The sequence below is a fragment of the Shewanella sp. genome, from assembly GCF_047975355.1.
Classification (GTDB): domain Bacteria; phylum Pseudomonadota; class Gammaproteobacteria; order Enterobacterales; family Shewanellaceae; genus Shewanella.
Genome location: NZ_JBKEDJ010000051.1, coordinates 1 through 20,772, shown reverse-complemented (window position 1 = coordinate 20,772; position 20,772 = coordinate 1). Strand labels below are relative to the sequence as shown.

22 protein-coding genes are annotated in these 20,772 nt (G+C 40.6%); 10 read left to right on the top strand and 12 right to left on the bottom strand.

Going from position 1 to position 20,772, the window contains the following annotated elements; genetic code table 11:
- The 4 genes from ACK5NH_RS14215 to ACK5NH_RS14200 all read left to right on the top strand — a co-directional run.
- On the top strand, window positions 1-173 hold a 173-nt coding region (locus ACK5NH_RS14215; protein WP_416921091.1), incomplete at its 5' end, for a YegP family protein.
- Between the two features lie 282 nt (window positions 174-455).
- Window positions 456-1,799, top strand: a complete 1,344-nt coding sequence (locus tag ACK5NH_RS14210; RefSeq protein WP_416921090.1) for a tyrosine-type recombinase/integrase — start codon at window positions 456-458, stop codon at window positions 1,797-1,799.
- 67 nt (window positions 1,800-1,866) lie between these two features.
- Window positions 1,867-2,199, top strand: a complete 333-nt coding sequence (locus ACK5NH_RS14205; protein WP_416921088.1) for a hypothetical protein — start codon at window positions 1,867-1,869, stop codon at window positions 2,197-2,199.
- Window positions 2,200-2,275: 76 nt separating this feature from the next.
- Window positions 2,276-2,536: a hypothetical protein gene (locus ACK5NH_RS14200; RefSeq protein ID WP_416921086.1), complete on the top strand. Its 261-nt coding sequence runs from the start codon at window positions 2,276-2,278 to the stop codon at window positions 2,534-2,536.
- A gap of 69 nt (window positions 2,537-2,605) precedes the next feature.
- Here the strand turns inward: ACK5NH_RS14200 and ACK5NH_RS14195 are convergent, their stop codons facing one another.
- Window positions 2,606-2,842: a helix-turn-helix domain-containing protein gene (locus ACK5NH_RS14195; RefSeq protein ID WP_374925125.1), complete on the bottom strand. Its 237-nt coding sequence runs from the start codon at window positions 2,840-2,842 to the stop codon at window positions 2,606-2,608.
- Window positions 2,843-3,101: 259 nt separating this feature from the next.
- On the opposite strand from ACK5NH_RS14195, the gene ACK5NH_RS14190 reads away from it, so the two are divergent.
- The gene (locus ACK5NH_RS14190; RefSeq protein WP_416921084.1) at window positions 3,102-4,223 is read left to right on the top strand and encodes a DNA cytosine methyltransferase; all 1,122 of its coding nucleotides are present in this window, start codon (window positions 3,102-3,104) and stop codon (window positions 4,221-4,223) included.
- 117 nt (window positions 4,224-4,340) lie between these two features.
- Here ACK5NH_RS14190 and ACK5NH_RS14185 read toward each other — a convergent pair whose 3' ends face one another.
- From ACK5NH_RS14185 to ACK5NH_RS14135, 11 genes are all read right to left on the bottom strand, one after another.
- Window positions 4,341-5,297, bottom strand: coding sequence for a hypothetical protein (locus tag ACK5NH_RS14185; protein ID WP_416921082.1), 957 nt, complete (start codon window positions 5,295-5,297; stop codon window positions 4,341-4,343).
- A 1-nt stretch (window position 5,298) separates the two neighbouring features.
- Complete coding sequence (locus tag ACK5NH_RS14180; RefSeq protein ID WP_416921080.1) at window positions 5,299-6,432, bottom strand: DUF3696 domain-containing protein; 1,134 nt, start codon at window positions 6,430-6,432, stop codon at window positions 5,299-5,301.
- Window positions 6,425-8,347 (bottom strand): DUF262 domain-containing protein, encoded by a 1,923-nt coding sequence (locus ACK5NH_RS14175; RefSeq protein ID WP_416921078.1) that lies wholly within the window; start codon window positions 8,345-8,347, stop codon window positions 6,425-6,427. The genes ACK5NH_RS14180 and ACK5NH_RS14175 overlap by 8 nt, the downstream gene beginning before the upstream one ends.
- Before the next feature lie 564 nt (window positions 8,348-8,911).
- Entirely contained in the window at window positions 8,912-9,064 is a 153-nt protein-coding gene (locus ACK5NH_RS14170; protein WP_416921076.1) for a hypothetical protein, read from the bottom strand.
- Between the two features lie 21 nt (window positions 9,065-9,085).
- Complete coding sequence (locus tag ACK5NH_RS14165) at window positions 9,086-9,637, bottom strand: hypothetical protein (RefSeq protein WP_416921074.1); 552 nt, start codon at window positions 9,635-9,637, stop codon at window positions 9,086-9,088.
- A gap of 128 nt (window positions 9,638-9,765) precedes the next feature.
- Complete coding sequence (locus tag ACK5NH_RS14160; RefSeq protein WP_416921072.1) at window positions 9,766-10,047, bottom strand: hypothetical protein; 282 nt, start codon at window positions 10,045-10,047, stop codon at window positions 9,766-9,768.
- Between the two features lie 368 nt (window positions 10,048-10,415).
- Complete coding sequence (locus ACK5NH_RS14155) at window positions 10,416-10,658, bottom strand: hypothetical protein (RefSeq protein WP_416921070.1); 243 nt, start codon at window positions 10,656-10,658, stop codon at window positions 10,416-10,418.
- A 219-nt stretch (window positions 10,659-10,877) separates the two neighbouring features.
- A complete protein-coding gene (locus ACK5NH_RS14150) occupies window positions 10,878-11,459 on the bottom strand; it encodes a hypothetical protein (protein WP_416921068.1) in 582 nt (193 codons plus the stop codon).
- A 4-nt stretch (window positions 11,460-11,463) separates the two neighbouring features.
- Window positions 11,464-11,829, bottom strand: coding sequence for a hypothetical protein (locus ACK5NH_RS14145; RefSeq protein ID WP_416921066.1), 366 nt, complete (start codon window positions 11,827-11,829; stop codon window positions 11,464-11,466).
- Between the two features lie 81 nt (window positions 11,830-11,910).
- Window positions 11,911-12,366, bottom strand: coding sequence for a hypothetical protein (locus ACK5NH_RS14140; RefSeq protein ID WP_416921064.1), 456 nt, complete (start codon window positions 12,364-12,366; stop codon window positions 11,911-11,913).
- Between the two features lie 157 nt (window positions 12,367-12,523).
- Window positions 12,524-15,295 carry a UvrD-helicase domain-containing protein gene (locus tag ACK5NH_RS14135; protein ID WP_416921062.1) on the bottom strand — a complete coding sequence of 924 codons (2,772 nt, stop codon included), beginning with the start codon at window positions 15,293-15,295 and terminating at the stop codon, window positions 12,524-12,526.
- A gap of 485 nt (window positions 15,296-15,780) precedes the next feature.
- Here ACK5NH_RS14135 and ACK5NH_RS14130 point away from each other — a divergent pair, with 485 nt between their 5' ends.
- From ACK5NH_RS14130 to ACK5NH_RS14110, 5 genes are all read left to right on the top strand, one after another.
- Entirely contained in the window at window positions 15,781-16,485 is a 705-nt protein-coding gene (locus tag ACK5NH_RS14130) for a hypothetical protein (protein WP_416921060.1), read from the top strand.
- Window positions 16,486-16,657: 172 nt separating this feature from the next.
- The gene (locus ACK5NH_RS14125; RefSeq protein ID WP_416921058.1) at window positions 16,658-17,590 is read left to right on the top strand and encodes a tyrosine-type recombinase/integrase; all 933 of its coding nucleotides are present in this window, start codon (window positions 16,658-16,660) and stop codon (window positions 17,588-17,590) included.
- Window positions 17,584-19,626 (top strand): AAA family ATPase, encoded by a 2,043-nt coding sequence (locus tag ACK5NH_RS14120; RefSeq protein WP_416921056.1) that lies wholly within the window; start codon window positions 17,584-17,586, stop codon window positions 19,624-19,626. The genes ACK5NH_RS14125 and ACK5NH_RS14120 overlap by 7 nt, the downstream gene beginning before the upstream one ends.
- A gap of 22 nt (window positions 19,627-19,648) precedes the next feature.
- Window positions 19,649-20,137 carry a hypothetical protein gene (locus ACK5NH_RS14115; protein ID WP_416921054.1) on the top strand — a complete coding sequence of 163 codons (489 nt, stop codon included), beginning with the start codon at window positions 19,649-19,651 and terminating at the stop codon, window positions 20,135-20,137.
- Window positions 20,138-20,218: 81 nt separating this feature from the next.
- Window positions 20,219-20,623, top strand: a complete 405-nt coding sequence (locus tag ACK5NH_RS14110) for a DUF2787 family protein (RefSeq protein WP_416921052.1) — start codon at window positions 20,219-20,221, stop codon at window positions 20,621-20,623.
- The last annotated feature ends 149 nt before the right edge of the window (window positions 20,624-20,772 follow it).

Genomic DNA, 20,772 nt, shown 5'->3' with positions numbered 1-20,772 from the left:
CCCGATATGCCAAAGAAGTGGCGAAAAACGATAAGCCGTACTTCAACCTAAAAGCCGCGAACCATCAGATCATTGGCACCAGCCAAATGTATTCGAGTACCGCAGCAAGGGACAACGGGATCAAGTCGGTAATGGAGAATGGGAAAACCACGACGATTAAAGATCTAACCTAGTTCGGTATGTGCTGAGTGGTGGATCTTAAAGGGCATGTGTGTACCAACAAAAAGCTGGACTTAAAGCGGTAAGTATCTAACAATGCTGAATTTTAGATACAAAAAAACCGACTTAATGTCGGCTATTTGTATGGTACCAGAGGACGGACTCGAACCGTCACGCTTTTAAGGGCGGTGGATTTTGAAAAGATAGTGCTTAAAACCACTTTTATTTTTCAGCACGTTACGACATCATTATCGCACTTTGCAAATTCTTTGCAAAACCCACATCAGACGCTGACCATGAGCAAACAACTCGAACGACACGATATTTCAGACGAATTATACGTCTATAAGCAAGATAATAGCGAGCGTTGGTACGCGCGGATTAAAGTTGCTGGCAAGTGGATTGCCAAAGCCACAAAGCAAAAGGAAAAAGAGAAAGCCATAGCCATGGCTCACCGCCTACAAATGGAATTTGGGATATTGCAGGAACGTGGCCTTTTTGTTAGCTCCAAACGTTTTCGCGATGTAGCAGAAAAAGCCATTAGTGCCATGAAAGTTATTATCAAAATCGATACCGAAAAGAAAAATAAGACAGACAAAGACAAAGACAAAGACAAAGACAAAGACAAAGACAAACAGAATCCAAAAAAGCACAAGCTAACAACCTACATTCAGGTACTCCGCAAGTACCATATCCCCTTTTTCGACCGCACTTACATCACCTCTATCGACAGCGATAAGCTACGTGAATTTGATAAATGGCGAATAGAGCAATTCGGCCGTGAGCCAGCAAAATCGACGCTACTGAACCACAATGCTGCCATGCAGTTAGTATTCAAAGAAGCGGTAGACCAGAAATGGATGCTAGCCGCTCAAGTGCCGTCCCTATCGACTAAAGGTGCTGAGTCACAACGACGCGCACACTTCACACCAGAAGAGTATGAAAAAGCCTTTGATGCCGTGGTTGCCTTGGAGGAAAACAGCCGTAAAGAAAAGACCAGACAAATCCGTGAATTGCTAATCGATTATATGGAATTTGCAGTCTACACAGGTATCAGGGCTGGTACTGAAATGGATAACTTAACGTGGGGCGATATCCGCTTCCAGACCAACGGCACTGCCGTTCATTTATTTATTACCGTCACCAAAGGCAAAACCATAAAGCATACTGGGACTCGTGAGATTGTGTGTCGTGAAGAGGTTCTGTCGAGCTTACAATCATTACGCGAACGATTCCCAAACAGGAAACCCACTGACAAGATCTTTCGATTAGCAGATGGCACTACAACCAATGAGCTGACGAAAACCTTTGAAAAGGCGCTAATCAGTGCAGGTTTAAAGAAATCCCCACATGGTGATAGGTCGCTTTACTCTTTACGCCACAGCTATATCACTTGGCAACTCTTAGCGGGGGTGAATATGGAAGTCTTGGCTAAACAATGTGGTACCAGTGTAGCTATGATTGAAAAGCACTACAGCCATGTAATCCCTAAGATGTTCAGTAAAGAATTGTCTGGTGTTGACCTCGGTGAAGTTACGGTCAAAAAGTCGATTAAAAACCGCAGTGATAGACTTCTTAAAATATTGAAAAATAGGTATAAAGAGTGGGAAGCACACTATAAAAAAGTTGGGTGTATCTAAACCACATCAGAATTTAACTTGGCCTCAATCACTTAACATTCATAGCTTACAAATTCAGGAGCTAAAAATGACATTATATAAACGCGAGTTTGGTGCAAGCTTTAATTTAGGCTTTGACCATTCCGAATTCCCTTGGTTGGTTGATAAGAGTTGGCACAATGATGTCTGCCCTAGCTTTACTTTTAAAGCAGGTTCCCAGTACCTAGTCCTTTGGGTCGACTATGAAGAACCTGATAGCCGCGAACTTAGGCAAGAGCGCTATGTCGTAATGACAGCCACCAATGAAGGAACAGATACTGAGCCAGAAATATACGCAGACGAAGGGAGCGAAGTGGTATTGGCAACTGAAAGCCCATCAGAATTAACGGCGTATCTGAGACAATTAGCCACGGCACATTAATCTTGGGCACACAATCCCGATGAATTTCGCACAGGCTATTGCAAGCATTTGAATCCAAATTAAGTATAGGAAAAATATGATGAATAAATTTGAGCTGGGCGCGGAAGGTGTTGGTGATGTTCCAGACTATCTGGCACAGGAGGGATTAGAATTAGCGGTTCTTTACTTTGAGGAAAACGATGTAGACCCCGCTGCATGTTATGCGGCCTACAAGCAGGCTCCGGATTCTGAGCTGGGTCAGGCTTGGTACGCTGCGGAGACCGAAGCCAATAGAGTTATTCAAGGAAACAAAAAATATGATAACTCTATGATTGTGTTAGTTAATGAGTTGGCTTAACACCGTCACTTTAGTACTACGTATTATCTGAAATGCTGGCAGCCTATGAAAGTGACTCAAACTGAGCAGTTATGGCCTCTGTTTTATCAGTTCATCATGTAACCTACGGATAAACTCTTCAGAACTCACGCCTAGCGCGCCAATAAGCCCTTCAAGCGAATCAAGGGTGATGTTACGAACGGAGCGTTCAACTCCCGAAATGTAGGTGCGATCAATGCCAGATTGCCTTGCCAATTGTTCTTGGCTTAACCCTGCCTCATTGCGCAATTGCCTTAACGTTACCGCTGTTGCCAGTTTAATACTCATAGTCAGTCCTACACATAACAATAGACAGGATGTTCCCAAATCTTTGCCTTAGGCACAACCGACTATGAGTCACATACGGTTGTGATTAAGACTCATGCAGGCTAATAATTGTGCGCCTAGTACATCATAAGGCCTCACCGAGCCAATCAAGGGCAATGTTACGAATTGAGCACTCAACCCACAGCCATAAAAGTGTTAGCATATGCGCAGCAAAGCTTATGGCATTCCACTTATGTTTTAATTTCGGTTGCATTACTTCATGAACAAACCAATTCTATTTTCGTTCTTTTCAGGGTCTGGTTTCTTAGACTTAGGTTTTGAAAACGCCGGATTCGAGGTGGCCTTCGTAAATGAGTTCCACCCTCCATTTTTAGATGCATATAAATTCACTCGTGCCAATATGAAGCATAAAGCTCCAATTTATGGCTATAGTTTAAATAGTATTGAGGATTTTCTATCAGGAAATGAAGGACTTAAATTTAGTACTAACGTAGAAGAGGCAAAATCAAGTGGTAGGTTAGTCGGCTTCGTTGGTGGTCCACCTTGTCCAGATTTCTCTGTAGGAGGCAAGAATAAAGGCAGCGAAGGTGATAATGGTAAGCTAACGCGTACTTATGTTGATCTGATCGTAAAAGACCAACCAGATTATTTTATCTTTGAAAATGTTAAAGGCTTGTGGCGAACAAAACGTCACAGAGAATTTTACGATAGTATGAAACTCGTGCTAGAAAATTCAGGTTATGAGCTAACAGATAGGCTTACTAATTGTATAGAGTATGGTGCACCTCAAGACCGAGATAGAATTTTTTTATTTGGAATTAAACGTGAACATATTAGTGATAAATTTAATGGTATTGAATTAAGCAATATCTTTGATTGGAATAAATATATTAAAGTAGATTTGAACTCAGTTATGGGTAAATATAAATGGCCTTCGATGCAACCATTTGTTGAAGATAGAATAACTGACTTTTCTGATTACATTACGGCTAAACAGAAAAAATTATCGATTCAGTATTGGTTCGATAAAAATGATGTACTAAATCATCCAAACGCGAGTCATTATTTTCAACCTAAATCTGATAAGTTCAGGATTATTATGGAAGGTGATGACTCTAAAAAGTCATTTAAGCGATTACACAGATGGCGTTACTCACCAACTGCTGCCTATGGTAATAATGAGGTTCATCTTCACCCATACAAAGCCCGAAGAATTAGCGCTGCAGAAGCCCTAGCAATCCAATCTTTACCAGCAAACTTTTATCTACCTCCTACAATGACCCTTAGTAACATGTTTAAGACCATAGGGAATGGTGTCCCATATTTAGCAGCCAAAGGATTGGCAGAAACAGTTAAAGATTTTTTTAAAAAATGCCAATAAATTTTTATAAAATCAGCAACTTGACCAGCATAGTTATATTTTACTATGCTGAGCTACTACCACAAGCTGCAATATCAGAATCAGCCTATACGTTATAAAACCTTAACTAATAAGTATCTATTTTTTACCACTTTTCCTAGGAGGCCAGTGCTCACCAATATAACCAAGACGTATATATTTTCTATCATATTTTTCATTATATTTCAAACCAAAATAAACCCTTACATAATCAGAAGAATTTAACCTAACTCCATTATCAGCATAATCTATCTTAAGGTGATATTCACAATTTACTATTTCATTTGATTGCGGGTTATCGATTTCAGGAAAGGTAAAATGTGGTTTATTAGCTCCTTGCCTAGTACAATCTAAGCCTCTACCTCTTAGAGCTTTTGACTTTGATAATCCACTAATTATATTTAAATCATCGTCATTTCTTGACTCATCATTAGACACTTTAAAAAAAGCTTGATTCAATACATTTAAAGCATGAGAAAAAACATTAACATAATTTAAAACATCACCATTTTTTATAGTGCTCAATTTTTCTTCAAACACGTTTGAGAATTGAATATGTTCGTAAATATTAGTAGCTTTCTTTACAAATTCAGCCGCATCTTCAACTCCTGATTTCAAATTAAAAGAATTAAAGTTGCAGACATCAAAATAATCGTAAACATGATTTTTATTAGTTAAGCTTGGCCATAAAACATCAAGAGAAAATGGATATTCATAAACAAATGAATTATTAGCATTTTGTCTTAAATTAAGCTCCATCAACTGCGTACTTAAGTATGATTTTTTATCGCCAACAGCTTTTTCTAAACAATCTAAAAGATAAATTGCAGCACTAGGATCATTAGTTAACTCAAGAAAATTATCTTCCAATGATACCCCATTAATCTTAAAGTCAGAGTAATCATTAGAAAACTGAATTTTATTATTCTTTGAGAAATCAAAAAGAATAAACACTTGTTTAAGTCTTTCTATATCATTTATTACATCATCAAAAGATGAACAGTTATTTATATGTAAAAATGAATAGGCACTGCCATAAGTTAACGATACATCCATCTTAAGACTCTCTTCCTCTCATCAAAGTCTTAATATCTATTGCCTGTTGGTCAAAAAATCCTTCAGGCCAACTAGAAAGCTCTCCTTTATCACCAATTATAATTTCTTCTACATTACTTGAATCATCTGAAGCGTGAACAAAAAAAACCTTAGCAATTCTATTATTATAATCATCTCTCAATCTTGCAACCACTCTAATGCCATTTAACAGGTGATCGCTATGTGTTTCTATAATAACTTGAACTCCTGCTATTGCGGTTAAAGCTATTAAACGGCCTAAATAACTCTGACCTTTAGGGTGAAGATGAGCTTCGGGATTTTCTATAATTACAAGCCCACCTTTTTTAGTATGCAATAGGGCTGTTACAATAGATAGGACATAACTCACACCAAAACCAACATTGTAAGGTTTAAGAACGTCATTATTATTTTGACTAAAAATATTGACCGCAACGGAAGCCTCTTCGACAAGCTTCGATATAACAGATATACCTGGACTAATCTCTTTCATCCAAGCATCAATCTGTGGTAATAAGCTAGATTTGGTTTCAGATGGATGAATTCTAGGATCAGAATAACTTTCGCTAGACTGAAGCGCACCACCTACAAACAGACGACTAGTAACATTCTGCTTAGATAATAGTTCTGCAGTAAATTCACCTTTCGCACCTAACCAATCAATATGAAATCTATTAGATTCCGTTACATCAAAATTATTTTTTGGCCCCAAACGCTCGGCTTGTAAAAATTGAAAGTTTAACAATAACTGTTGAAATACCTCTGGAGTTCCTGTGCATTTTTCTGGTATTAAAGAGATACTGCTATTACTCTTAAGTTTCTGCTCCTGTTGATCTGCATACCCCCATGATTTAACAGAATTATCAATTTTCAATTCAATTAAGAGACTTTCATCATCGGAAGATTTATTATGTAAATCTCCGATGAAACCGATTTCGGTTAGGTTTCCATTTAAAGATATTTCATCGCGAAAATGAGATTGTAAAGGGATTGATAATGCCTGTATAGCAGTGCTTTTACCTACTGAATTAGAACCACAAAAGACAGTAAGAGGTGAAAATATAAAACTTTGATTCTTATAACATTTAAAATTATGTAGATTGATTTCATTAATCATTAAAAAAACTCCTAATCAAAGGTTTAAGATCAACATCTACCCCTGTACTTTGTTTTAAAATTGTTCGGAATGCTTCAAATCTATATTTTACAGTAACACTTTTACCAGTAGATGTACTTATGGAAAATGCAAAACCACGTAGCTCATTACTATACCGCTCAGAATCCCAGCTAGCATAACAATTAGAATCGTTATGAATTGCATCATACAAAGTATCTATTAACACACCACTATTATTTATCACTAAATGTCGCTGCTGGTCCGTCAGTGCAGAAAAATATGTAACTATTAACTCGAATAAAGGTTTACTAATAGGAATATTTCTAGCACTACTAGGTTCTTTTTTAAATGCATACGCGCCAAAAACTTCATTTGCAGTATCTAAGGCGAGAATAAACTTTTCAGCAATAAGGCCATAAATCGGATTATTGTCCTTGAAAAGCAATGCCTTGCCTTCATCGATATTAATTTGATTTTCAAGATATAGATCTTGGGAGTTCATTCGCTCCATTGCATTCGCTAAAAACTGATTATAATTATTCTTAAATGAGTTGTAACCTTGTAACATAAATGCTAATGCTGATAAGCAAAGTTCCATGTCTTTTTGCCTTTCAGCTTTTACTTTATTCTGAGTAGCAATTTTAAATTCTTTTGTAGCGGCTAAATAACGAAGAAACTTAACACTTGAACCTTGGTTTAATGCTGACCTAATTTCCTGCTCACTAAGTTTAACGCCATATGTATTAATACGATGAAACAACTCAACGATAATATTATCTTTATCTGTAGCCATATCAATTAAATGAGCTGTCAATGGGTATTCTCTAATCTTTCTTTGTTCAGAACGTTCTAATTGGCTAAACTCCAAACCATTAAACTTTTCAAGAACCTCTAACCCATTTAAAGCAAACTCACCACGCATAAAATCAAAAATTGTAGTAATTCGCTGCAAACCATCAACGATTATCCAATCACCATTTTGTTTCTCTGCAAAATAAAAAACAGGAAGTGGCAATCCCATTAACATTGATTCAATAAGCTTAGACTTTCTTAGCTCAGGCCACACTCTATCTTTCCGCTGAAAATCTGGTTGCAGTTCTATTTCATTAAAACTTAAACGATCATAAATCAAAGACACAACGGGAGTAAGTTGTCTAATTTTTGTTTTACCTGTTGTAATTGATAGATTGTCATCATCTAACTCCTTAGTATTTGCAATACCAGTGTGCGATTCATCATCCATAAGTTCTTCAACAGAAAGATCAAGCGAATCAACATTCGAATCAATTTTCAGACTTGAAATAGGTAAACCACCATCTAGAGAAACAACAGAATCAAGTACTTCCTGATTCAGATTTTTAAGACTAACTAGTGCTCCCTCAGCATCTGCAATAATAAGATCGCCTGGATACTTCTTGCTAACCAGCTCTAGTGATTTCTCTAATGAAGTAATAATTCTCGATTGAGAATCTGAAATATATTGATTTGATAAACTAACATAATCGTCGACTTTTTTTCTAATGGCTCTTAATTCACCAGCTTGCAGCTCAGATAACTCCCCAAATTGGTGAACATGTTTTGAACGAAGTAGCAAGTGCTTACGATTTTTATATCGAAAATACTGAATATATGGTAAATGTGCAAAGACAGTTTCAGGCTGATTACGGCTACTTCCACCACCATACAATGCCTGATCCACATTGCAAAAGCCTTTAGTTGAAAGTTCGTTCCAAATATCTTCTAATTCACGAAATGAGCGCGCCACACCTTTCGAACCAAGTGTATTTGATACGAAATATTTCTCGAGTGTTTGATCTACTGATGAGATGTAAATAGATGAAGTCTTAGGATTGATAGAGCGTAGCTCCTGTCCTACTAGCTGTTCAATGTCCGAGAGAACTTCACGAAAATGCATTTCTTTTACCTAATATTTTATACGAGTTCAGATTATAGCATTGAGCAAACTAATATTACTAATGCAAAATACTTTTAAACACAAAAATAAGCCCCTAGATTAAACACATATTTTCCACTTTAGACAGTTAGAATTTAGAGTATATTCTTAATTTTCAAATCTGCATTTTAATAACTATTAATATGCAGAAATCGTGTGTTTTCGAGCAGATTTAAGCTGTTTTCGAAGCGAATTGCTCGATTTTATCGATAGACTTCGATTATGCATACAGAACTGCATAAATAGTCAGATTTTGACTCATATCTGACTTCTAACTAGCTTAGGCGTGCAGAAGCGAGTCAGCACACAACGAACACGAGATCTCTGGGCTTTATGCTTGAATCTGTCTGTGAGAGACTGACTCACAAGCTCACTTTGGGACAAAAGCGTGATAGAGCCGTTGCTCTAACTTTTCAGTTTCGGATTAAAATTTTTTAAGGATTTAACGCCGCCAACACAGGCCGAGCGTAGCGAGGTCCGGCCTGCGTCTTTTGCGGGCGTTGTGCTTGGCCTTGTTATGAATTTTCATATGACTATTTGAGCCTTTTCTTGCCCTTTAGCTACATATGTTGCCTTAAGCTTCTCGTTCTTATCCTTGAAAGCCTTAAGTTTTTCGTAGGCTTCTTTTTTATTTGGGGCGGTTGCCGATATATTTTTCTTAACATCGGTGAATTTCACATTAAGCATCCAATAAACCTCTTACGCAGGCATTACAAAGTCTTGATTTGAATAGTAGCCGTCTCGAACATGGCGTAGCTGATGTTTTAGTTCACAATGATTGTATTCGTAGATATTTTCATTTGCTGCTGTATAGCCACAAGCTGCAATTAGGTATTCAAATAATTTATCGAATATCTCGGTAAACTCCTTGAGAGCCTCCCACTCTTCCGCCTGTTCATTAAGATCATTCAGGAATGCCAAATGATTATCAATTATCATTCTTGGTCGGTGGTAGACAACGATTGCAGGCTGCCCCGTTGTTTTTGCCTCTACATGGGATTCTGGGTAAATACAAAACCAGAAGAAAATAAAGGCCGCAGCACTAATTACATATCGGTCGACTTCAACAATAACAGAGGCTTTCGTTTCTTTTATTGCTTCAATTAGCCAAATAGCTGCTTCAACTGAGCCCCCGCCGTTATAGGGCAACCTGATCTTGATTTCATTACCATCAACAGCTTCATCGAGCGCCTTTAGCGAATCAGCGACAGTTGCTGGTGTTATTTCGTCAACAATCTCAAATACTTCCAATGTAAGTTCTCCATGTATTCATAACTTCTTAGTATTTATGCGCTGCACTGTTTGCAGGGCATAAATCGCTTGTTGGATTTGGCCATAGCCACATCTGGCCATGTAGTGATCAACTGCTTTTTGACTCTTTATTTAGAGTTAATTATGTAAATTCGAATAAGGCCAAAGGCAATACCAATAGCACAAATGACACCCCATTCAGCCATATTTAATCCCCACCCTATAATACCGTGACATCTTCCAATACCCTCTAAACAAGGTTCTATTGGTTCATATGTCCACCGATAATCGCCATTGAGTAAAAGCATACAGATAAACAGAAGTACTGACAAAATGATGATTAACAACCCTTGCTTTTTAGGTTGAAGTAAGCCCAGTTTATCTAATAAATTTATTAATTCTTTATCCATGAAGCCAATTCTCCGTCTCAACTGTTGCAGATTGAATCGCCACTACTTCACAAGACGATTATTACATAATTAAAATATCGAGAGCACCGCGCTGATAGAACAGCATTATCATTGTGCTGAGCAGCTTTTACCTTGCTGGCTATCTCACATTCGTTCTTTGTCGCAGGATTTTGCTTATCCCATGCGTTCATAAGCTGTCGCTGAGCGCTACTCATCCTGTCACGAGGATACACCGCCTCAAAGTGCAGATATGTGCGCGCAATCCGTCCTCAAGACTCTTCTGGAGGCTGAATTTTGCAATCTTCAATCCGCATGTCACAACTGCCAAACCGAGATTTAGCTGAGGGTAACATCGTGAAGTTGTAGTTCTACTTCGCGGCATAAACAAACCTAATAGCTAGTGCAAAGTTATAGAGATCTGACTGCATCAAGCGGTATTCTTTGTTAGCTTTCTCAGCACAGTTACGGCCTTTGAACGCTTTACCCTTGCTATCGACGCAAACGGGGTTGCTCTTACGCCATTCTGGAAATGTGCTACAGAAGTTCTCTGCGGGTACTACGTATTCGACTTCACGCTTAATATAGACCGCTGTCTGAAACCCTTCGGGCAACTTGGCCTGCTTTTTACAATCGAAAGCTGCATCACTGTAGATTGTTCTGCGTATTGCTTCAGTGGTTTAAATGCTATTTTGCATGAGCTGTTAAGCGGTTGAGAACGATTCAATTTCTGTGTTGCCAGCGGCCATGACGTTAGAACAGAACAGTCCAACAAGTAACCAGCATACTTTCATTCATCATTCCCTATGCTTAACGACCGACACCTTCCAAGCCTAATCTGGTTTATAGACACCTGCTTTTTCAAGGAAATCTGTACCGACAAGATATGGTCTGTGATAGCCGGAAGGAGGAGTCTCACTTGGTCTAACAAACATTAGACATTCATTGACAGGGAAATCCCCCCGATCTTCAGTAACATCCAAAAATGCCTCAACAGTACAATCCAATATGCTCCCATCTGGCAGCGTTAACCATACATGTGCATTTATCGGTTTGCTGTGGTTAGGGGCTATCACCTCTGATTTGATATAGTCGTAAGACATCTTGCAATATATTTCATCGTCACTCCAATACAGCTCACCTATAGTGATATGGCTGCTTATATTCAATTCTTGTTTTAGCCAGTACTGAACGATTAGATGCACTGGAACACATTTGTTTGCCAGTTCAGAGGAACATCTAAATCCATTACCATTGAGGACGTCAGCCGTTAGTTTCAATATTGAAGCACGTACATGCTCGGGACACGGTTCACTAAATTCTTTTGGGTATGAATCTAAATTTAACCCTAGTTCTAACGTTTTATCGATAGCGTTTAAAAACGCCCCCTGATAATCCAATCGTTTTATCTCCATTATTTTAATCCCAATAACGCCCCAACATCCTAGCTAATAGTGCCACGATACCTCTGTGGCGGCGTTCCTGCGTCCCCATAAGAAAGTAGTTCCTCACACAGAAAAACAGTCCCACAGCGCCTGTAACGATGCCTAGATAGTGAAATAGCCGTATGCCACGACCATACATCATTTCCACTGCGGGATAACTGACTGTGCCTTGTGCGGCAGCTAGCCTTGATTCAAGCCAATGGGGGACTATGTAATAGAAAATGAGGAAGGATATGAGACCAAACAACAATGCACCATACCAAGGTAATCGACTGCCGATAACGACCGAGTCAGAGATTATCTGGCTGGCATTGCTTCTGCGTCTGTATCGTCGTCCCATGACATTCATTCCCTTAATGTGGTTATTCTAGCCCTTAACTAGTAGACACTGCACTCATATAGTGTTTACTTTTCAGAGCAACTATTTAGCTCGGGGGATTAAAGGCAAAATTGGCTCTTTAAGCTTTTTGTAAACTGATTCTGGCATAATATTAACATAGGGTCTTGGGTCATTTTGATCATGACATTCGTTATATACATCCAACAAATATGTAATAACATCATTAGTATTTTTGAATTGATGCATTTCCTTCAATGTCTGAAGTGCTTCCTGAGTACCAGCTGCCACGCTGAATCTCTTCCGGCTTTTTTCATACATCGCCTTTTTAAAGCTCTTTAGGGTTTCATCACTTAAAACATCGAACCAATCAGAAATATGTATAAAACTATCATCATCGAATTCGAGCTTGCCAGTCTTGTTAACATAAGACTTTAAGTCTTCCAACCTATGAGGGGGTTCATTTTTTTCAACCAAAACAAATAATTGTTCCAGAGAATCATTGATGGCGCCAAACTTCCATTTTAGCAATTCACTCATTTACTGTCCCTTAGCTACAAACCCACTATTGTATTGATGGTAATTAAGATACCGTCCCCTAAACTGTTATGAAACACATTTTAAATATAAACGTCAATACCTTAGAGCAAGATGTTATGATCCGAATATTGCCTATGTGAGATATCTTTGAGTTTTGCTAGTCGACGATTTCAAGCATATTTTCAGGCAGATCAAGGAATATGCTGCGGCCAGAGCGTTTGCTGCGTTCTTCATCCAATCCGTAGACCGATGAACCACTGCCACACGCCAGTATGGTTAGCGTCCTTTCTGCACGTGTCAGCGCTACATAGGCATTGCATAGTTCTTCTTTGTAGCTAGATAACTTGAATTGACTGAACTGAGGGTCAAGCACATAGCAATGTTCTGCTTCTAAGCCCTTCCCTTTGTGATAAGTAAGCACTTGAATAGTTTCATCTTCACCATACTTAACTTGAGCTTTCTTGAGGGCTTCTTCAACAGTTTCGACTTGCTTGTTGTATCGGCACAAAATAAGTAGGCTATCAGTCAATTGTCTCTCTTTGATGTCATCCACCAACCATTTAATAGCGTCCTGTAGCTTGTCGCAGCTCTTTAGACGAGGATTATCACCCTCTTTCGGATCATGCGCCGAAACTGAAATGCTGTAGCTAGGATTAATCTTGTAGCGAATGTCGTTAGCCAACCTAACTAGGGGCTTCAATGAGCGATAATTTTTGGCTAACTGGAAGCGTTTGTGGTTTTTGAAAGTATCAGCGAATTTGTCGAGGTATTCGTGTTTAGCGCCCCTGAAGCCATACATAGATTGGGCAGGATCGCCTACGCAGAAAAAATGAATACCATGACGATATAGCATCTCGATGATATCCCATTGAATTCTATTCGTATCTTGGATTTCATCGATGATCAGGTGCTTAGTCTCGCTAGTAACCTTCTTACAGAACTTACTCTCTTTCAAGCGTTGTCGTAGCTGTATCAAGAGGTCATTAAAGTCACGACATTTGCCGTCCTTGTATCGGTTGTAAGCTGTTAGTAGGGCTGCAATGTCATCTTCAAATTCGGCTAAATCTGGTGCTACTTTCATGATGCTGCGACCAAGAAGAGGCTCATCAAAGTTAGCCATGTGATTAAAGATCGTCTGACAACGGCGGCAAATATCATCAGACGAGTAGCTTTGGGCTATCTTGCTCTTTGGCTTGATCAAGGTTTCAATAACCTTTGACGCAGCTTCGGCGTTAAGTATGGGTTGATCATCGTTGATTTTAAGCAGCTTGTTGCACCAACTACTAAAGGTGCCCACGAACATCTTCTCACTGTGTAGCTCTGCTTGTTTCAAGCGTTCAGCAAATTCCTCGGCAGCTTTATTCGTAAAGGCAAGCACACTGATTTCACTCTCCTTAGTGCCTTGCCTAAGCAGATATTCAACTCGGTTGACTACTAACGATGTTTTACCAGAGCCCGGGCAACCCTCCACATAAATAGCCCTTTCTTTAGCCTTAATAATGTTAGAGAGCTTATGGCTCTTACTAGCGACCTCTTCAATGAGTGGTTCCACTATGTCACGAACATCAGCAACGGCTTGAGTGTAATTCCCCTTGGTAGCAGCGAGTTCCTTAGTAGGGTTGCAGATTGCTTCAAGTAATCGCTCTGATAATGTGCTTATGGCCTTTTTCAACTTCTTACCGTTGAACTTGAAAGTAAGATAACGAGCATTCTTTCCAGCCTCTTTACGAGCCTCGTTCAGCTCTCCCAAACGAGCGTGAATTGCTCGGCGATTCTTTAGGCTTTTATCAATAACCAACGTCTCAAGTTCAGAATCATTCAGGTCGAATAACCGTTTAGGTCGTATTAGACGGACATCTTCTAATAATGACTCTACTACGTTGATATCGGCCAATTTAAAAGGGTCTTTGTCAAACCTGCGCCGAGACTCTAGGCGGAGACTACAAACCTGATTAGGGAACCAATCATTAATACCGTCTAATGACGACGCTACAAGCCACCAACCTAATCCAACTTCCTCGACAAACTTCTTATTCTCTTTGAGCGTTTTGTCATAGCCAATAAGGTGGTCATTGCCTCGGCTCCCTGTGTAAGTCGTTTCAGTCGCCATATCCTTTTCTTTTGGGAAAACTTCACCGACTTTAACCCTATTTTGCCTCGTAAGTATAAAGCCATAGAGTTGAGACACGCCGTACATGATGTATCCAGTGTGTAATTCTAATAGCAGGGCATTATCTATAAGTTGCTTGTAACGGCGGGTTTCTAATACCGACTGGAACTGGTAAAGCATAAAAGAAGCCATTTGGCGGGAGACACGAGTAGGGATGTATTCAATTTCACAGTTATATTTTAATGTTCTACCTTTATTCTTCTCGGATTCTGGTTCGGCAATATAGATATTAATATATCGGTATTCGTCGTGGTCGGCGACCAACTGGAATCTCTGTGTAAAAAATGGTTTATTATCACTTTTCTTGAAACCAGCATTTTCATTACCAACATTCAGCTTTTTTACTGTTAGGCGGTCTTGCCTATTTTGGGTTCTAACCCGAATCAGGCCATTTTCGCCATCTAATAGCTTTTCTATATCAGTGATAGAGAGATTTAAACCGATACGTATAAAATCTATATCAACTGTATCTTCGCTGATGTTATGGATTGCTGCTTCCATGAGATTTTGTTGGTACTCAACAATTTCTCTGTTTCGCAGCACACTCATAATCGTTGCGACATTAGTTGTGTAGTTTAATGTCTTGGGATTTGTGAGGTCTGCCATTATACGATTAAGTTCTGGCTGAACTAATGGGTATTTATCTTTTTTTGATATATCAAAAATCTTACTCGGAACGAAGTTTTCAAAAATATTGGTTTCGTCTAAACCACTGTTAGAACTATTGGAATGATTATTAGATGGCTTAGAACTACTCATCCTTGAATACCTATAATATTGAATAATGATCTGACATTTAAGAAAGTTTCTACAGTTGATATTACTGCTAACAAACAACTTACACCACAACTTTCACATCCACATGAAGCAAACTATGCACGACAAGAGCACAACAGCGTGTGAGTCCCCAGTGTCATAAAAATGCTTCTCTACGGCATGCAATCGTTGCTTTCCATCAATGTTTGATAAATCATCAAAAGTAGAGCATTGTAATGACATCAACAATCCAAAAAGTGCTAAAACTCAGTAAAAAGTTAGATTACATGTGAATTTCAACAATTTTTTTCAGTCAGGACATACTGTTTTTATAGCGTGGACATGCTATTAATATAGCATGAACCAAACACTATTTTTACAGTGGACATATGTATGTCCATGCTAATATGTAAGCGGTAGAGATATGGTCGTATAGGTAAAACTTTAGCAGCGCAAGCGGTACAAATCATATATAAGGAAATATTAATATGGGGAGAGATAGACAGGATAGAACCACAGAAGAGTGGGCAACTTTTGGTCATCACCTATTAGACATGATGGGAAAGAAACACAAATTACATAAAGAAATTTCAGGGTTAATCACAAAACTAACTGTTCCCGCAGATGATATTAACAAGGATGAAGTTACGCATACTCTTAATAGCCACAAATACGAACTAAAAAGCCTTTGGCGCAAATGGACACAAAAAATAAAACAAACCCCAAAGGATAAAGAAAGAACCAAGTTCTATATTAAAAACTCAACATACGAAAAAATACTCAAATATCTCGGACTCACACCAGATAATAGAAAAACAAAAAACACAAGTGACAACGGGATATTTGAGATTTTGCTAACTCATTTAGATGGCTATGGTATAAGCAACACTAAAGAGATGTACGATTTAAAAGATGAGTTAAAAATGTACGGTTCAGCCACGAGTGAACGCTATTCAAAAGACGACTTAACGTCTGAGAATAAAGGTTATCAAGGCGAAACTAACAAAATAATACACGCCATACTGGAAGAGTTAAAGAAAAATAAAATATCAAACTTTGAAAAACTAAGGAAAATAAGAAGCACCATCAATAAAGATTTAAAAGAAGAGAATGAATCACTCATCAAAGAAAATAATGAGTTGAAAGCTAAAGTTCGTGAGCTGGAAATAAAAATCAAACCTCACTTGATATAGATTTATATTAAAGATGCTTTGATTACTTGATTATTCCACGTCAAACCGTGTCAAATATAGCGGCTGAAAAATAGCCGCATTTGTGATACCATACTCTTACAGTGTGGTATCACTATTCCCTTCTGTTTCAATCCCCTAGCAACATATCAACCTATTCTTACTGGAGTTATCTATGACTACAGCGACTGCTTATGCGCTCTATTTGAGCCGTCTTGCGCCCAATAGTCAGCGCTCGATTGCTTCGCAGATGCGCAGCATTGCACAGCTGATGGACTGGCCTGACGCGACGATAGGCAAGCAACTCAGCAGCATTAACTATCAACAAGCAATGCAAATACGCGCATTGCTAATCCACGAGCAGTGGTCGGCGCGCTCGATTAACCGTGCGATGACTGCGATTAAGAGTATTGTCAAAGTCGCGGCCTTAATGGGTGAAGCCGATATGCAGCAAGTCGCGCATATCAATAGCATCGCTAACATGAAACACGGTGCCCATCAGGGTAATCCCCTGAGTGCTGAGCAAGTCACTAAGCTACTCGCCTTACTTTCCAAACGCCAAGACACGTATGGACTTCGTACATTAGCTATCTTTGCGCTGTTCCTCGGAACGGGGCTGCGCCGTAGTGAGCTTACGGCACTGATGCTCGCTGATTATGACAGTTCAACATCAACGATTAAGGTGGTTGCGGGTAAAGGTAATAAGAGCCGTATTCTGTTCTTACCCAATTGGGTTGAACAGCATGTCATCGCTTGGCTCAACGTGCGCAAGATGCAATTGGGGCCACTCATTTGCCACTGTCGCACGACTGGCATTATCGTCCATTACCGCCCCGTGAGTCAGGATGCGCTCTATCGGTTAGTCAAAGACAAGCTAGGGGATATCGGCGTAATGGGTGCATCACCCCATGATTTACGCCGCACCTTTATTACTCGGCTACTGGAGCAAAACGTCGATATCAACACCGTGCGTCAAATGGCTGGCCATGCGGATATCAGTACCACCACTATTTACGACAAACGCGGTGATGCGTTTATGCGTGAAGCCGCTGCCACCCTGAACTATGTGTCAGCACCGAACGAACGGGACGGGAAAACAAGATGCTAAAGCGTGCAAAATCCCCCCGTAAATGGCGCGCCAATCATTGCCACTACCTCGCCTCGCAGTTTAGTGAAGCATTGATTTTTGCCGTCATAACCGTCGATAAAGCGGTGCCATCCTCAATACTGGGCGCAATCACAGGCGAGCAGATAGAGCCGTTTCTTCGCCTTAGCCTAGAGGATGCATCACTCAAGCTACCAAGCAAAGACCGTGCACCGCTCAACACGGCAACGGTTAAGCATAACGCGCAGTTTCTTGGTCAGTTGTTTGGCTTAATGCCGCAGATGCAACCTGTAGTTGAGTTCTTGATTGTCATCAATGCCAATGCCGGACTCAGGGAGTTAACCGAGTTCCTGATTGATGATGACTTTGATGTACTAGAACGCATGCTACTAGGTAAGACAACCCTAGATTTAGAGGTCATTCTATCACAGTTGGCGGTGTTCGAGCGTTACCAACTGATTGCAGAAGCGACCTTGGGTGCACCTTATCGATTGCTGTTCCCAAGCGTACTGGTATCCATTTTAGTGTCGCAGAAGTTAACCAGTGCAGTCGACTTCTTAGCCCCCATGCTCAGCAAAAGCCCCGTGGCACAATTTAGTCTGTCGCAATTTGAGCATGTGAACACTGACTTACTGGCTAACTACCTTGCGGCCATCACTCAAAAGCCCTCGGTAGGCGTCAATATCCTGCTCTATGGCAAAGCGGGTACTGGTAAAACTGAGCTGGCTCGGACATTGGCAAAGACGATTAAGCGCAATCTACTGGAAGTCCAAAGCCAGCAGTTAATCGAGAGCCAATACCGAAATGACAACATTGCAAAGGCAACCAGCATACGGCTTGCTCACCTGAACTTGTTACAAGGTCTACTGGCTCACAGCAATGACAGTTTGTTACTGGTCGATGAGTGTGAAGCGTTATTCGTGCAAGCCGATGAGCAATATTCCAAAGAACAATTGATGCAGGCGTTAGAGCAAAACCCTGTCCCAGCCATTTGGATTACCAACCATGTTGGCTTGTTAGAACCCAGCTTTATTCGTCGTTTTAAGTTGGTGATGGAAGTCCCTGTACCCGATGAACCCTTTGCCTATGCCATCAATGAGCACTTACTGACACCGCTTAAGGTATCACAGGACTATCACCTGCTACTGGCAGAAAAGCCCAATGTCACCCCCGCCATGGTTGGTAATGCTGCCCATGTGGCGATGACACTCAAACTCAAAGGTGCAAAGGCGGAAGTCCTTATCGATGAAGTGATTGATGCCGCCCTAGAAGCCTGTGGTGAAGAAGCGCCGCCGCCAAAGTATCAAGGGGAGCTGGCGTTCGATAGCAACATGGTCAACTTCAAGGGCAGTGATGATGTGACAAGTATGACTACCGATGAAACACTGGCCTCGATTAATCATGCCGTTAAGCAGGCCATGCCGATTAGGGTGATGCTGAGTGGTCCCCCTGGTACGGGCAAGACAGCATGGGTACATCACTTAGCTGAAACACACGGCTTTGAGCTGATGCACATCAAATGCTCTGATGTACTCAGTAAGTATGTCGGGGACAGCGAGCAAAACATCGCTAGGCTCTTCAGAGAAGCACACAGACAGCAAAAGCTGATGCTCATTGATGAAGTCGATAGCTTGCTCAGCAAACGCGATAGCGCTCAAGCGATGCATGAAGTGCAACTCGTTAACGAACTGCTATCACAGCTTGAGTGCAACACTCTACCCGTGTTCGCAGCAACCAATGCGCTTGCCAGTATTGATAGTGCGGTCATGCGCCGCTTTGATTTCAAGTTGGTGTGTGACTATTTAACGAGTGACCAACGCCAAGCACTGTATCGACAAGTTCTTGGGATTAAACGCCTAACCCATGAAGAAGTCTCAACCCTAAACAGCCTAAACCAGTTAACGCCCGGCGACTTTGCCATTTTAGCAAGACGCCAACGTTTTGAACCCAAGCGCGACCACCGCGCAACCGCCCTTGCGCTACTCACCACCGAGAACAGCCGTAAACAAGGGCAACCCCGTATCGGATTTATCCGCTAACACCCACTAAAGGAAACACACCATGACCACTGTATTGAGTTCTCTCAAGGTAATCGCTCGCCCTGAAATTGCCCCTAAGCCACCTGTGCTCGGCAAACGAATGAAGCTACTCGATAAGCTAGACCAGCAATTGTCGTTAGCCGAATGCATGATTGAAGGCCGTGAATTTGAAGCCTACAAAGAGCGCTCGGTTAAAGACCCTGAGACAGGCGAGCGTAAGAAAATTCGTCGCCGTTACATCGTCCGACCTTGGTTCTATGACAGCAACGAGCACTACTACTTTGAAGTGCGAATTAGTAACAAACCCATCGAACTGGAAAAAGGTTGCCCTGCTATTGATGTGGGTGAAAAGGCCAACTTGCCAGCGGTAATTAAGGTGGTGATTGATGCCGTGGAGAAAGGCGAGTTAGACGAGCAGTTACTCGCCCCCGCACCCAAGATAGGCAAGAAGGCTAAAACCGATAAGACGTCAGCTAACACCGAGAAACAGACCACCAAACCAAGTAAGTGACAACTCACATCACCCACATTTCATACCAACAACAGGGGGACATGATGCCCCCTTTGTTTTGCCACTTTTGAGGGTTAAATAATGAAAACCATTAATACCGACCTACCATTACCCGTGTCTCCTGTCTTTGCCAAAGCTCTGGCAGAACTCGTGAAAAATATTGATCGCAACGCTGTCACCATTAACTTTCGCGACCCCGATTACAGTCCACAAACAGGCGGCTTTCATCCTGTGGAAATCAGGCTAGAGAAAGGTGCTGACCAATGGCAGTTATGCTACATCACCGACTTTTGCTATGTCGGCTATGCGGGGCAATGGGAATTAGTGAAAGAGTTGGACTTTGACTTTAGCTGCGGCGTGTTTCACTCCATTAGTGGCTTGTTAGTCATTGAAACGGCAGCAGAGCTTTACCCCATTTGGGAGCAAAACTTCTTGTGTTACTGGCAGGAAATGGATGCTTTTAATGTCAGCATTTCGACGGACTAACCCTCAAAACACTCAAAAATGTGGCATCGGCACATATCAAACCAGATAAAGTCGACTAGACTGAGGCACGAGCAGGAAATGGTTTCCTTGCTTGCGCTATGCAATGCCTTAAAGAAGAAGGAGCAACCTCATGTCAGGATGGTATGAAT

What these genes read in the sequence shown, in the direction of transcription:
- ACK5NH_RS14110 (WP_416921052.1), top strand. Translation starts at nt 20,219, where the DNA reads ATGAAAACCATTAATACCGACCTACCATTACCCGTGTCTCCTGTCTTT.
- ACK5NH_RS14195 (WP_374925125.1), bottom strand. Translation starts at nt 2,842, where the DNA reads ATGAGTATTAAACTGGCAACAGCGGTAACGTTAAGGCAATTGCGCAAT.
- ACK5NH_RS14185 (WP_416921082.1), bottom strand. Translation starts at nt 5,297, where the DNA reads ATGGATGTATCGTTAACTTATGGCAGTGCCTATTCATTTTTACATATA.
- ACK5NH_RS14190 (WP_416921084.1), top strand. Translation starts at nt 3,102, where the DNA reads ATGAACAAACCAATTCTATTTTCGTTCTTTTCAGGGTCTGGTTTCTTA.
- ACK5NH_RS14135 (WP_416921062.1), bottom strand. Translation starts at nt 15,295, where the DNA reads ATGAGTAGTTCTAAGCCATCTAATAATCATTCCAATAGTTCTAACAGT.
- ACK5NH_RS14180 (WP_416921080.1), bottom strand. Translation starts at nt 6,432, where the DNA reads ATGATTAATGAAATCAATCTACATAATTTTAAATGTTATAAGAATCAA.
- ACK5NH_RS14205 (WP_416921088.1), top strand. Translation starts at nt 1,867, where the DNA reads ATGACATTATATAAACGCGAGTTTGGTGCAAGCTTTAATTTAGGCTTT.
- ACK5NH_RS14125 (WP_416921058.1), top strand. Translation starts at nt 16,658, where the DNA reads ATGACTACAGCGACTGCTTATGCGCTCTATTTGAGCCGTCTTGCGCCC.
- ACK5NH_RS14200 (WP_416921086.1), top strand. Translation starts at nt 2,276, where the DNA reads ATGATGAATAAATTTGAGCTGGGCGCGGAAGGTGTTGGTGATGTTCCA.
- ACK5NH_RS14130 (WP_416921060.1), top strand. Translation starts at nt 15,781, where the DNA reads ATGGGGAGAGATAGACAGGATAGAACCACAGAAGAGTGGGCAACTTTT.
- ACK5NH_RS14210 (WP_416921090.1), top strand. Translation starts at nt 456, where the DNA reads ATGAGCAAACAACTCGAACGACACGATATTTCAGACGAATTATACGTC.
- ACK5NH_RS14145 (WP_416921066.1), bottom strand. Translation starts at nt 11,829, where the DNA reads ATGGGACGACGATACAGACGCAGAAGCAATGCCAGCCAGATAATCTCT.
- ACK5NH_RS14175 (WP_416921078.1), bottom strand. Translation starts at nt 8,347, where the DNA reads ATGCATTTTCGTGAAGTTCTCTCGGACATTGAACAGCTAGTAGGACAG.
- ACK5NH_RS14140 (WP_416921064.1), bottom strand. Translation starts at nt 12,366, where the DNA reads ATGAGTGAATTGCTAAAATGGAAGTTTGGCGCCATCAATGATTCTCTG.
- ACK5NH_RS14115 (WP_416921054.1), top strand. Translation starts at nt 19,649, where the DNA reads ATGACCACTGTATTGAGTTCTCTCAAGGTAATCGCTCGCCCTGAAATT.
- ACK5NH_RS14150 (WP_416921068.1), bottom strand. Translation starts at nt 11,459, where the DNA reads ATGGAGATAAAACGATTGGATTATCAGGGGGCGTTTTTAAACGCTATC.
- ACK5NH_RS14120 (WP_416921056.1), top strand. Translation starts at nt 17,584, where the DNA reads ATGCTAAAGCGTGCAAAATCCCCCCGTAAATGGCGCGCCAATCATTGC.
- ACK5NH_RS14160 (WP_416921072.1), bottom strand. Translation starts at nt 10,047, where the DNA reads ATGGATAAAGAATTAATAAATTTATTAGATAAACTGGGCTTACTTCAA.